This window comes from Paludisphaera mucosa, assembly GCF_029589435.1.
Classification (GTDB): Bacteria; Planctomycetota; Planctomycetia; order Isosphaerales; family Isosphaeraceae; genus Paludisphaera; species Paludisphaera mucosa.
The window spans coordinates 405,406-417,235 of record NZ_JARRAG010000002.1 but is presented as its reverse complement, the minus strand read 5'-3'; the positions used below and the strand labels follow the sequence as shown (position 1 = coordinate 417,235).

The 11,830-nt window shown below is 71.8% G+C and carries 10 protein-coding genes; 8 read left to right on the top strand and 2 right to left on the bottom strand.

The window, feature by feature from the left end:
• Window positions 1-23 precede the first annotated feature (23 nt).
• Window positions 24-1,469 (bottom strand): cytochrome B6, encoded by a 1,446-nt coding sequence (locus PZE19_RS11185; RefSeq protein WP_277860698.1) that lies wholly within the window; start codon window positions 1,467-1,469, stop codon window positions 24-26.
• A gap of 362 nt (window positions 1,470-1,831) precedes the next feature.
• On the opposite strand from PZE19_RS11185, the gene PZE19_RS11180 reads away from it, so the two are divergent.
• The 8 genes from PZE19_RS11180 (at window position 1,832) to PZE19_RS11145 (ending at window position 11,186) form a co-directional block, all read left to right on the top strand.
• Window positions 1,832-2,299, top strand: a complete 468-nt coding sequence (locus tag PZE19_RS11180; RefSeq protein ID WP_277860697.1) for a hypothetical protein — start codon at window positions 1,832-1,834, stop codon at window positions 2,297-2,299.
• Window positions 2,296-3,585, top strand: a complete 1,290-nt coding sequence (locus PZE19_RS11175; protein WP_277860696.1) for a hypothetical protein — start codon at window positions 2,296-2,298, stop codon at window positions 3,583-3,585. Before PZE19_RS11180 ends, PZE19_RS11175 begins: the two co-directional genes overlap by 4 nt.
• An 8-nt stretch (window positions 3,586-3,593) precedes the next feature.
• Complete coding sequence (locus PZE19_RS11170) at window positions 3,594-5,000, top strand: vWA domain-containing protein (protein WP_277860695.1); 1,407 nt, start codon at window positions 3,594-3,596, stop codon at window positions 4,998-5,000.
• A gap of 84 nt (window positions 5,001-5,084) precedes the next feature.
• Entirely contained in the window at window positions 5,085-6,188 is a 1,104-nt protein-coding gene (locus PZE19_RS11165) for an ATP-binding protein (RefSeq protein WP_438269987.1), read from the top strand.
• 4 nt (window positions 6,189-6,192) lie between these two features.
• Window positions 6,193-9,156: a DUF5682 family protein gene (locus tag PZE19_RS11160; RefSeq protein WP_277860693.1), complete on the top strand. Its 2,964-nt coding sequence runs from the start codon at window positions 6,193-6,195 to the stop codon at window positions 9,154-9,156.
• A gap of 237 nt (window positions 9,157-9,393) precedes the next feature.
• Entirely contained in the window at window positions 9,394-10,098 is a 705-nt protein-coding gene (locus tag PZE19_RS11155; protein WP_277860692.1) for a phosphoribosyltransferase, read from the top strand.
• Window positions 10,091-10,756: a dienelactone hydrolase family protein gene (locus PZE19_RS11150; RefSeq protein WP_277860691.1), complete on the top strand. Its 666-nt coding sequence runs from the start codon at window positions 10,091-10,093 to the stop codon at window positions 10,754-10,756. The genes PZE19_RS11155 and PZE19_RS11150 overlap by 8 nt, the downstream gene beginning before the upstream one ends.
• A gap of 175 nt (window positions 10,757-10,931) precedes the next feature.
• Window positions 10,932-11,186, top strand: a complete 255-nt coding sequence (locus PZE19_RS11145; RefSeq protein ID WP_277860690.1) for an urease accessory protein UreE — start codon at window positions 10,932-10,934, stop codon at window positions 11,184-11,186.
• A 37-nt stretch (window positions 11,187-11,223) separates the two neighbouring features.
• Here PZE19_RS11145 and PZE19_RS11140 read toward each other — a convergent pair whose 3' ends face one another.
• Window positions 11,224-11,796 carry a hypothetical protein gene (locus PZE19_RS11140; protein WP_277860689.1) on the bottom strand — a complete coding sequence of 191 codons (573 nt, stop codon included), beginning with the start codon at window positions 11,794-11,796 and terminating at the stop codon, window positions 11,224-11,226.
• Window positions 11,797-11,830 lie beyond the last annotated feature (34 nt).

The following is an 11,830-nucleotide window of genomic DNA, read 5'->3' as shown; positions in this document are numbered from 1 at the left end:
CCGGGGCGGGTCTGCCACGCAGCTCAGAGCTGCCTCATGAAGGCGACCAGGTCGGTCTTCTCGCCGGGGGTCAGGTGCAGTTCCAGGATCAGGTTGAAGAACTCCACGGCGTCTTCCAGCGTGAGCAGGCGCCCGTCGTGGAGGTACGGGGGCGATTCCTTGATCCCTCGCAGGGTGAACGTCTTGATCGGTCCCTGGCGGGTCGCGACCAGCCCGTTGATGGTCTGGGTCTGGTAGAAACGCTCGACCTTCAGGTCGTGCATCGAGCCGTCGGTGTAGTAGGGCGCCGGGTGGCAGGCGGCGCACTGGGCTTTGCCCGTGAACAACGCCTGGCCGCGCGCCTCCGGGGTGTCGGGGCCGAACTTCCGGGCGTCGATTCTACCGAAGACGTCAAGGCCCGGGGCGGGGGGGAAATCGATCAGCTCCTGCATTTCCGCCATGAAGTGGACCTGGCTGCCCCGCTCCAGGGGGTTCACCCCCTTGGCCGCGGCCGACACCTGGTCGCCGTCGAAATACGCGCCGCGCTGCTCGAACTCGGTGAAGTCCTCGACCGTCTTGAGCGCCCGTTGCGAGCCGAAGAGACGCTGGACGTTGAGGCCGCGCAGGCTGGTCGTGTCGATCCGGCGGCGATGCGACTGGGGCCGGATGTCGCCCGCCAGGTGGGTCGCCGCCGACGTGTGGCCGTTGACGTGGCAGTCGAAGCAGGCGACCCCCTGCATCCCGAGCGGGTTCTCGGTCTTGCGGTCGGCCGTGGCGTTGAACTGCTGCTGCGGGAACTGGGTGACGAGCAGCCGCATCCCCTCCAGGTCCTTGGAATTGAGGATCCCCGCGAAGATCTGCTGGAAGTTGTCGACCGTGATCACCTTGCCCTGCGAGACGTCGCCGAGGTCCGAGCGGCTGGTCAGGTAGAGGGCCGGCGGGAACTCGGGCAGGAAGTGGTCGGGCAGGTCGAAGTCGAGGTCGAACCGCTCCAGCCTGGGGAAGGCCTTGAGCTGGTTCTGCGGGAAGACCATGCCGCCGACCTCGTGCTTGGGGTGGGGCAGGGGGAGGTAGCCCTTGGGGAAGATCCCCCTGGAGCGGACGTCCTCCGGCGAGGTCGCGGCCAGCGATTCCCAGGTCGTCCCCTCGGCGAGCCGGGCCGTCGGCCCGACCTGCACGGGCTTGCCGCGCGACATCCGCAGCGCGGGGTCGGGCCGGGGGGCGAGGTCGTACCGCGATTCGAGCAGCGCTTTGTGGCGGGCCGCGACGGCGGCCTTCTCGGCCTTGTCCCGGGCCACGACGTCCTGGAACGTCTCCTTGCCCAGCAGGACCGGGGCGAGCTGGTCGTAGCTGGACGCGGCGGGCGGGGCCTGGGCCCTCGCGCCCGCGCCGGCGTTCGAGAGCGACAGGGCCGCCAGGACGATCCAGGCGGCGGGAGCGGCCGTGCGGGCCGGCCGAAGGGAGAACGAACGTCCGCGGAGAGGTCTCATGTGGGGCCGCCCTTTCCTTCTCCAGGATCTTGGTTGACGAGTCGTCGCCGCCGATGAGAGACGCGGAGAATGGGACCGAGCCCCTTCATCAAACGAGGCCCGGCGCGTCGGTCCCCCGTCGAACGTCGAGGGGCCGGGATCTATTCTGATCATTTCGCGGCCGCGCCGCGACCCGTCGGGAGGCTTCGGCCGATTGACGGTCCTCGGCCGCCACCTCGCCCCGGCGAGGGTCCGCGATGACGAAAAGCAACGACCGGCTCCGGGCCCTTGATTCCGACAGAGGTGTACTGTTCAATAGTCCAACATCCGGGTCGGACGGCGGCGTCCGGCCGGGCGTAAGAATCCTCGCAGCGAGGATGGCCATGCTGGAGCGCGCGAGCGTCGTCGAGGGGGTCGTCCCGGCGGGGCGGCGGACGGTGAAGGTCGTGCCGTTCGTGGAACTGGCCGGCGGCCGGGTGCAGGGGGTCGTCTCGAGCGGGTCGGACGTCGACCGCGTCTACGTCTCGTTCGTCGCCGCCGGCGGCGACTATTACTGCTGCACGAACAACAACCGGCCGTGCGGCGGCCTCGGCGGGGGCCCTTGCAAGCACATCCGCGAGATGGTCGACGAGGCCATCCTCCAGTTCGGCGCGGCGCGGGTGGCCGCATACCTCGGGGTGGCGGACGTGGCGACGGCGGACGACGCCCCGGCGCTGTTCGGGGCGCTCCGGGGGGCCGAGCGGAAGGAGTCGCCGGGGGTCGTCTTCAGCCGGTTCCTGAACTACCTGCGCTACTGCGAGTTGACGTCGCGGCCGGGCACCGTGCTGGAGATGGGATGGTTCGTGTCATGAGCGCGCCGACGACGCCGCCGCCGGGGGTGGACGAGGCCCTCGGGCTGGTCGAGCAACTCGACGAGGCGCTGATCCACGGCTTCGCCCGACTGGGCGACGAGCACCGGGACCGGCTGGGGGCCCTCGTCGGCGTCTTCGAGGGCTCGCCGCTGGGAGCGGCGGTGGCGGAGGCCGTCGCGGCCGTCGGCCGCAGCGAGTTCGTCGCGCGGTCGTTCCTCGCGCTGGCGTCGGCGCGGGTCGCCCTCCTCGGCGCCGCTTACGACGCGCTCGTCGCCCAGGCCCGAGAGGCGCTGGGGAGGCCCTCGCCGCCGTCCGAGGAGCCGCCGCCCCCGCCGCCGGGGGGCTCGGCCGCGCTCTTGGCCAGCGTCCAGCAATGGCTCTCCGAGCTGGCGATCGCCGGCCTGAAGCACCTGGAGGAGACCTCGGTGGCCCCTTTCGCGGCGACCCTGGAGAACCTCCAGGCCGACCCCGACCTCACCGGCCTGGCGGCCCTGCTGACGGGCTTCAGCAACGAGCTGATCCGATACGCGCCGACCTCGAAACAGCCGGCCCTGCCCGCCTTCCGCTGGGGCGACCTGTGGTCGGCGGCCATGATCCGGACCCACCAGGCCCCGGGGTCGTCGACCTTCCGCGAGGCGGCCGGCGTCCTCACGCCGCTGGGCTTGGACGTCCAGGCGCACGAGAACTTCCTCTGCGCCGTGCTCTACGGCCTGTTCGACGACGGCGAGCCGCGGACGGTTCGCGTGCCCTTCTCCGGCTACAAGGTGGACGCGCTCGCCGGGGCCGAGGCCTGGGACCTCTTCGGGCCGGTCGCCGGGCCGATCTTGCAGGCGCTCGACGGCCGCAAGACGCTGAAGATCGCGGACGCCGAGCTGCGGGCCGACGGCGACCTGATCCTCCGCTCGCCGCCCGGGGTCGCCGGCGGGGCCGACCCGTTCGCGGCCGCCGACCGGCTGACCGCCCTGCCGCCGCCGCCCGCGCTGTTCCGCCACCCGGTGCACATCGCCGAGCCCGTCCGGCTCGCCGCCGGCCACGGGCTGCCGATCGCCTGGGAACGCCTCCCGGACGGGAGCGAGCTGACCGCGGAAATCGTCGCGGACGCGGCCGAGCTGATCGGGCTGCTGCGCTTCGATCGCGGCGGCTGGCGCGTCCAGCCCCTCTGCGCGGGGACGCGGAAGAAATACGTGATCAGCGGCGAGGACCTCGCGGATCGGCGGAAGAAGCTCAAGAACCCCGCGCTCGACGTCCTGAAGGAGCGGTCCGGCCGGCTGCTCCGGAAAAGTTGAGGTGGTCGATGCCCGACCCGGTCGCGCTCAACCAGCGGCAGATGCTCTACTGGCGGCTCCTCGCGGCGACCAGCGGCCTGGAGGAGGCCGGCGCGGCGTTCGAGGCGACGGCCGTCGAGCTGGCCGACCGGCTCGACCTCCCCCGGGCGATCCTCGACCCCGGGATCGGCGTGGACGTCCTGATCCACCGCCACCCCAAAGTGAAGCCCGATTTCGACGCCGTCCAGGCCTGCATCCAGGAGCTTCCGGAGGGGACGGAGCCGCCGCCGGCCGACGCCGACGCGGACCTCCGCCGCACGTTCGCCTATTCCAAGCTGCTGCTGAACGTCTTCGGCCCGAACACCCGCTCGCCGAACTGCACCGCGGCCCAGTACAACCAGTGGTGCCAGGACGTCGCCGCCCTGGAGCGCTGCATGGGGATGGGCCCGGGGAGCCTGCGCCCGGGCGGCGGCGGGGCGGGGGCTCCCGTGGCCGGCGGCTCCGGCGCGGGCGTCAGCGGCAACGCCCCGCGGGTCGACGACCACCAGCTTCGCGAGGAGCTGGTCGCGATGGAGAGCGACCTCGTCAAGCGCATGGACCTGCGCGAGGTCCTCAAGGACGACCGCCTCGCCGCGCAGCTCAGCCCGACGCTGCCGCTCGTGGAGCAGCTTTTGCGCGACAAGTCGAACCTCACCGGGCCCGCCCTGGCCAACGCCCGGCGGCTCATCAAGAAGTACGTCGACGACCTGGCGGCGGTCCTCAAGCGCCAGGTCTTCAGCGCCAAATCCGGCGAGATCGACGCCTCCGTCCCCCCCAAGCGGGTCTACCGCAACCTGGACCTCAAGCGGACCGTCTGGAAGAACCTGCCGAACTACAACCCGGAAGACGGCCGGCTCTACGTCGACCGGCTCTTCTACCGCCGCACCGCGCAGAAGTCGCTGAACAAGTACCTGATCGTCGTAGTCGACCAGTCGGGCTCGATGGTCGACGCGATGGTCCAGTGCGCGATCCTGGCGTCGATCTTCGCGACCCTGCCGCGGGTGGTCGTCTCGCTCGTGGCGTTCGACACCAACGTCATCGACCTGTCCGCCTGGGCCGCCGACCCGTTCGAGTCGCTGATGCGGACCGACCTGGGGGGGGGCAACGACGGGCCCAAGGCCATGCTCCACGCCCGCGGCCTGATCTTCGACCCCCGGCGCACCACTATGGTCTGGATCTCCGACTTCTACGAGTTCCAGAACGACCGGCCGCTGTTCGAGATGATCAAGGCCGTCAAGCAGTCGGGCGTCCATTTCATCCCGGTCGGCTCGGTGAGCGGCAAGGGGTATTTCAGCGTCAACGAGTGGTTCCGCAAGCAGCTCAAGGGCATCGGCCTGCCGGTGCTCACCGGCAACATCAAGAAGCTCATCGTCGAGCTCAAGAAGCAGCTCAGGTAACCCGACCGGAGTCGAGCCATGTCCAAGGCGAAGTCGGCCGCATCGGAAGCCGAAACCGAGCCCGCGGCCGCAGGCGCGGGCGAGATCCTCCGCGAGCCCGCGGAGGCGAAGTACGCGGAGGAGCTGGCATGGCTCCGCTCCGTCGACGGCGACGCGCGGCCGGCGTCGTGGCGGCTCTCGCCGCGGCTGGTCCGGGTGTTCGTGCTCGGCTCGTCGCCGTCGGACCGGCTGGAGCGCGAGATCCGGCCCAAGTTCTTCGGCGACCCCGGCACGGTCGAGCGCGCGATCGTCACGCTGGCGAGCGACCGGGGCCTGCTCCTGATCGGCGACCCGGGGACGGGCAAGAGCTGGCTCGCCGAGCTGCTCGCCGCGGCCGTCTGCGGCGACAGCACGCGCGTGGTCCAGGGGACCGCCGGCACCACCGAGGACCACGTCAAGTATTCGTGGAACGTGGCGATGGTCATCGCCGCCGGCCAGTCGCGCGAGAGCCTGATCCCCTCGCCGATCATGACGGCCATGCAGGGGGGCCTGATGGGCCGGTTCGAAGAGCTGACCCGGTGCAGCAGCGACGTGCAGGACGCCCTGATCTCGATCCTGTCGGAGAAGTACGTCTCGATCCCCGAGCTGAAGGGAGACGACGTCGTCTTCGCCCGGCCGGGGTTCAACATCATCGCCACGGCCAACGCCCGCGACCGGGGCGTCAACGAGTTGTCGTCGGCCCTCAAGCGGCGGTTCAACTTCGTGCAGATCCCCGTCGTCACCGACAAGAAGACCGAGCGCGAGATCGTGCTCTTCCGGACCAAGGAACTGCTGGCCCGGAACCGGTTCGAGGTCGAGACGCCGCCTGCGCTGTTGGACATCCTGCTCCAGACCTTCGCCGACCTCCGCGAGGCCGCGGCGTCCGCGACGTCCGAGGACGACCGGCTGGAGAGCGCGCTCTCGACGGCCGAGCAGATCGGCGTGCTGGAGGACGCGATCCTCCACGGCCGCTTCTTCGGCGACGGCTCGCTCGCGCCCGGCGTGCTGGCCCGTTCGCTGGTCGGCACGCTGGTGCGGCGCATCCCGGAAGACGTCTCGATCCTCAACAAGTTCTGGCACGCCGGGGTCGCCAAGCGGGCGAAGAAGGAAGGCGGCCCATGGGACCCGTTCGAGGCCGCGGGCAAGGACGCGCTGGAAGGGATGAGGTGACGCCATGACCCGGCCGGCCGACCCCGCCGACGACCTCCCCGTCTCGTTCGCGCCGCTGCGGGACCAGCTCCTCGCCGCCGCCGGCGCGTTCGCCGACGACGCGCGGCCGCTGGGCGCGATCCTCGGCGGCCTCGTCGACGACGTCGAGCGCGCGTTCCGCGAGCCCCTGGAGATCTTCCCGGTCTGCCACCACTCGCCGTCGTCGGCCCTGCACATGGCGCGAAGGCTGGCGGCGCGGCCGCCGCGGACGATCTTCTTGGAGTGCTGCGAGGACCTCCGGCCGGTGATCGAGGGCCTCCGCGACTGCCGCGCGCCGGTCGCCCTCCAGGCGTTCGCCTCGTCGTCCGAGCACTTCCCGGCGGCCTGGGCGCCGCTGAGCCTCGTCTGCCCGCTCACCGAGTTCTCGGCCGAGTACCAGGCGATCGCCTACGCGCTCGAGAACCCGGGGACGGACCTGGTCTTCGTCGACCGCTCGGCCGACCACGTCTTCCAGTGGATGCCCCAGGAGTCCGACGCCCTGGAGAAGGCCGTCCCCGACGAGCCCGGCTCCGACGACGAGGAGGCCGGCATGCACGGCTCGGCCGTCGGCGTCGAGATCGGCTCGCTCGCCCCCACGTTCGACGTCTTCCGCCGGGTCCTGCTGAAGAACGCCCGCGTCCAGCACTTCAGCGAGTGGTACGACCAGTACGTCGAGGAGGCCGTCGTCGACGCCGGCTATCCGGCCTACCGCCAGGTGCTCTTCCTGATCGGCAGCCTCTTCCGCCGCCTGGGGACCACCGACCGCGACCGCCGCTCCGACGAGCTTCGCGAGCGCCACATGTGGACGCGCATCAAGCAGGACCTGCGGGCCTCTTCGGTCGACCCCCGCGACGCCCTCTACGTCTGCGGCGCGGCCCACGCCGCCAGCCGCGTCGCCGAGTTCGGGCTGGCGACCGACGCCGTCTGGGACGTCCCCCCGAGCACGCCGACCACCTGGCTCTACGGCCTGCTCCCCAGCAGCTACAGCGCGATCTGCCACCAGTTCGGCCACCCCCGCGGCGCGGTGACGCTCGCCGAGGCCCGCTGGCGCAAGAGCCTGGCCCGGCACTCGCTCAAGCCGTTCGCCCTCAAGCCGACCGAGAAGAAGCGGGCGCGCAAGGACGGCGACGCCGCCGCGCCCGAGGCGGTGCCCGAGCCCGAGGCCCCGGCGAAGCCGAAGCGGAAGGTCAAGGCCGTCGCGGCCGCGGCCCCGCCCCCCCTGGAGACCGGCGCCGCGCCCGGCCGCCTACTCGACTACCTCCAGGGGCCGCCGGCGCAGGTCGAGTCGGACGAGGAGGAGCTGCTCAAGAACTGCGTGCGGATCGTCGAGCTGGCCCGCAAGGACGGCTACCTCGCGTCGACGGCCGACGGCATCGCGACCTACCAGACGGCCGTCCTGCTGGCGAACCTGCGCAACCGCCGGCACCCGACGCCGTACGACTTCCGCGACGCGGCGATCACCTGCCTCGAGAAGGACGTCGTGCCGGGCAAGCGCGACGTCGGCCGCCTCTGCGACATCCTCCTGGGCGGAGACCGGGTCGGCCGGATCGGCTTCGAGTCGCTGCCGCCGCTCGCCCGCGACGTCTACGACCGGCTCGCGCCGCTGCCGATCGCGCTCGAATCGCGGACGATCCAGCGCGCCCTGCTGGACTTCCGCAAGTCGCCCGAGCTGCTGCCGTGTTCCGACCTGCTCTGGAAGCTCCTGTACCTGATGCCGCCCGGCGTCGTGCGGCCGATCATGGGCCAGCGGCTGCTCGGGCACGTCCCCCGGCAAGAGAGCTGGGACCTGGCGATCGGCAAGAACCAGGGGCAGGTCATCCAGCTCGGATATGAAGGCGTGACGGTCGAGCACGTCCTGGAACGCCGGCTGAAGAAGGCGGCGTTCGGCCCCGACGCGAACGCGGTCGACGCCCTCCGCGCGGCCGAGGACGGCTTGTTGTTCCTCAAGAGCGACCGGCTCGTCGAGGAGCTGGGCGATCGGGCCGTCGACCTGCTGGTGAAGGAGCCCGACGCGCGGCAGGCGCGCGAGATCCACGCGCGGATCGCCCGGCTCGTCCACTACTACCGGACGACCGCGGCCGGGCTCCCCGCCTGGCTCCGGCGGTTCGTCACGACGGGGTATTCCCACTACGCGACGATGCTGCCCAACGCCTTCGCCGACCGGGGCGTGCAGCCGGGCGACCTGGCGGCGATGCTCCAGTTCATCTTCACCCTGGAGAGCCTGGCCCTCTCGCTGGGCTGCGAGCGGAGCCAGCTCGTCATCGCGGTCCGCCAGGCGGGCCCGGTCACGGCCGACCCGCCCAAGCTCGCGCTTTTGTGGGCGGCCGAGTGCGTGCTCCGCCTCCGCGACGTCGCCTCCCTCCGCGCGCGGTTCGACGCCCTGACGGAGAACGAGCTGACCCTCCCCGCGCTCCCGGAGTACCTCGAAGGCCTGCTCCTCGCGCTCGTGTTCACGCCGCTGGTCGGCGGCCTGACGGTCGAGCTGCTGAGCAAGGCGTTCGAACGCCTCCCCGACCGCCTGCTGATGCCCTGGATGCCCAAGCTCCTGAGGATGCTCCGCCCCCACGCCGACGCGGCCCTGCCGGTCCTGGTCAAGGAGGCGGCGGCCGTCTTCCCCAGCGGCCTGGACGCCCTCGCGGCCTGGACGCCCCCCTGGAACCGCAATCGCTCCGAGGCCGAGAAGCCCGACTTCGAGGTCGCTTCGCCCGCGCCGGCCCGCGCCGCGAGTGGCCCCGCCGAACGGGCCGCGGCCGCGTTGCTCGCCGCCCACCCGGCGACGACGGACGCCCTCGCGACCGCCATGGGACTCTCCACAACCTGGTCTGAGGCGGAACCGACGCCCGCGTCGCATTCCGCGTCGCCGCCGAATCCCCCCGAGGTCGAGGCGGCCCGGGCGCTGCTCCGGGCCTTCCCCGCGACGTCGCGGGCGGTCGGCTCCCTCCTCGGTTGACGATCGCCCCGGGCCGCCCTATTCGGGCTGGCGCGGGGCCCGGCATTTGCACAGACGTCGGGAGGGGGTATCGTGGGGGCGTCGTGCTTGGGAAAGCCGGTCCCGGACCGGCGAGAGGATGCGGCCGGCCGCGTCACGGCGTCGACCCGATCCTGCCGGCCGGCTTGAGCGCCTGGGTTCCGTCCCGTCCGCGCCGCCGCTCGCGGCGGCGGACTCGTCGGGCGAGGGAGGCGGGCGATGACGCGCGAAACGTATCGCGATCGAAGGGACGCCGGCCGCGTCCTCGCAACCCGGCTGACGCGATACGCCGGGAGGCTCGACGTGCTGATCCTGGCCCTGCCGCGCGGGGGCGTCCCGGTGGCGTACGAGGTGGCGAGGGCCCTGCACGCGCCCCTCGACGTGTTCCTCGTGCGCAAGCTCGGCGCGCCCGGCCAGCCCGAGCTGGCCTTCGGCGCGATCGCGACCGGGGGCGTCCGCCTGCTCAACGCCAACGTCGTCGAGGGGCTCGGCATCGCGCCCGAGGTCGTCGAAGCGATCACTGCGGAGGAGTCGGAGGAGCTGCGACGGCGGGAGCGGGAGTACCGGGGGAGTCGACCCGCGCCGGACGTCCGGGGCAGGACCGTGATCCTGATCGACGACGGCCTGGCCACCGGGGCCAGCATGCGCGCGGCCGTGGCCGCCCTGCGCCGCGGCGGGCCGGGCCGGGTCGTGGTCGCCGTGCCCGTCGCGGCCCGGTCGACGCGCGACGACTTCGGCCGCGACGTCGACGAGATGGTCTGCGCCCGCACCCCGGAGCCATTCCATGCGGTCGGGCTCTGGTACCGCGACTTCTCGCAGACGACCGACGAGGAGGTGTGCGACCTCCTCCGGCGGGCGGCGGAGGATCCCGGGCCGTCGGATCGCGGACGAAGGGAAGGGGAAGGAGAGGTTCGCCATGAATGAGACGTCGACCCAGGGGCTCATCCCGACCTCCGTGCAGATCGACCTCGGCTCGGTGCGGCTCGAAGGGGACCTCGCCGTCCCCGAGAACGCCCGGGGCGTCGTCCTGTTCGTCCATGGCAGCGGCAGCGGCCGACGCAGCACGCGGAACCGCCGCGTGGCCGAATGCCTGCAGGCCGGCGGGCTGGCGACGCTGCTGTTCGACCTGCTCACCGAGGCCGAGGAGTTCGAAGAACGCCACACCGGCCATCTCCGCTTCGACATCGACCTGCTGATCGGCCGGCTCGTGGCCGCGACGGAGTGGGTCGAGGCTCGCGCCGAGACGCGCGGCCTGAAGGTCGCCTATTTCGGCGCCAGCACGGGCGGGGCCGCCGCGCTCGGGGCGGCGGCCGAACGGCCCGAGGTCGCGGCCGTGGTCTCGCGCGGCGGCCGTCCCGACCTGACTCCCGACGCCTCGCTCGCCTGCGTCCAGGCTCCCACGCTCCTGATCGTCGGCGGCGCCGACGCTCCGGTGCTGTCGATGAACCGGCGGACGATGGCCCGGATGAAGGGGCCCGTCGCACTGGAGGTCGTCCCCGGGGCGAGTCATCTCTTCGAGGAGCCCGGCGCGCTGGAGCAGGTCGCGAAGCTGGCCCGAGCATGGTTCGAGCTACACCTCTGAATCGGACATCGTCCGGACGCCGGATCAGCGTGCCATGGCGCGCGACGTGCAGGTGAATCCTTTTTAGCTGGATCGTCCGACGAGGCCGGTCGGCGCATCGGCGCGGCCGCGTCGGACGCATCCAAACACATCGTTTTCTTCTGCAGACGCCGACCTGGCGGGGGAGCACGCACCGATGATCCACGTAGAGAGGCCGCTCGGCAACGCTGCGGATCCGGCTTGGGCCCAACTGCTGGATGGGGCCGTGATCGACGACCTGGACCTCGACCCGGTCCGGCCGCAGGAGGAGCACCTCCACCTCAGGACCGTCGCCGGGGTCGAGGTCGACATGTCGCTGGACCGCGATACGCACCTGCGCGACGGCGACGTCCTGGCCTGGGACGAGCCGAATTTGACCGCGATCGTCGCCCGCGTGAGCCCCGGCGGGTGATGTTCGTCCGCCGCCGCGACGCGCCCGCGAGCGAGGCTCACCCCGGCCTGTCGCCGCCGACGTGGATCAGCTGCTCGACGTCCATCTCCCCTTCCAGCTCGCCGTCATCGACGTATTCGTAGCCGAAGCCGACGGACCACGCGGGCAGGTTGAGCAGCTCGGCGAGCCGTTCGTGACGCTCGGTCGCGAACACGAAGTTCCCGCGCAGGGCGGCCTCGACGGCCGCCGCATCGGCGCCCGCCCTCAGCAGGCCGCAGAGCCTGGCCGCGTCGCCCGACCCCAGCGGGGGCGTCCCTTCCTCCTCCTTGAAGGCGTCGGGGTCGGAGTTGTACGAGTCCGCCAGCTCGCCCTCCGCGAACAGCCAGTAGAAGAGCACGTCGTCGTCGTGGTTGAGCACGGCCAGGACGGTCCGATCCAGCTCGCGGGAGAGCATCGCCCCCACCTCGACGATCGGCCGCGTCGCCTGGGTGTCGGCCTCCTTCTCGTAGGCGACCACGAAGCCCGATTGCACGGGCGTGACGATCGCCCGCCGGCCCGCCCGACCCAGGGCGTCGGCGACCTTGCGCGGATCGGCGCCCTTGACCGAGAAGTTGACGTAGAAGTTGCCCACGCAGGAAGCCTCCGCCAGACGAGCGTCGAGTGAT

Coding starts and splice junctions, on each gene's coding strand:
- PZE19_RS11145 (WP_277860690.1), top strand. CDS start 10,932: ATGATCCACGTAGAGAGGCCGCTCGGCAACGCTGCGGATCCGGCTTGG.
- PZE19_RS11180 (WP_277860697.1), top strand. CDS start 1,832: ATGCTGGAGCGCGCGAGCGTCGTCGAGGGGGTCGTCCCGGCGGGGCGG.
- PZE19_RS11155 (WP_277860692.1), top strand. CDS start 9,394: ATGACGCGCGAAACGTATCGCGATCGAAGGGACGCCGGCCGCGTCCTC.
- PZE19_RS11160 (WP_277860693.1), top strand. CDS start 6,193: ATGACCCGGCCGGCCGACCCCGCCGACGACCTCCCCGTCTCGTTCGCG.
- PZE19_RS11170 (WP_277860695.1), top strand. CDS start 3,594: ATGCCCGACCCGGTCGCGCTCAACCAGCGGCAGATGCTCTACTGGCGG.
- PZE19_RS11175 (WP_277860696.1), top strand. CDS start 2,296: ATGAGCGCGCCGACGACGCCGCCGCCGGGGGTGGACGAGGCCCTCGGG.
- PZE19_RS11185 (WP_277860698.1), bottom strand. CDS start 1,469: ATGAGACCTCTCCGCGGACGTTCGTTCTCCCTTCGGCCGGCCCGCACG.
- PZE19_RS11150 (WP_277860691.1), top strand. CDS start 10,091: ATGAATGAGACGTCGACCCAGGGGCTCATCCCGACCTCCGTGCAGATC.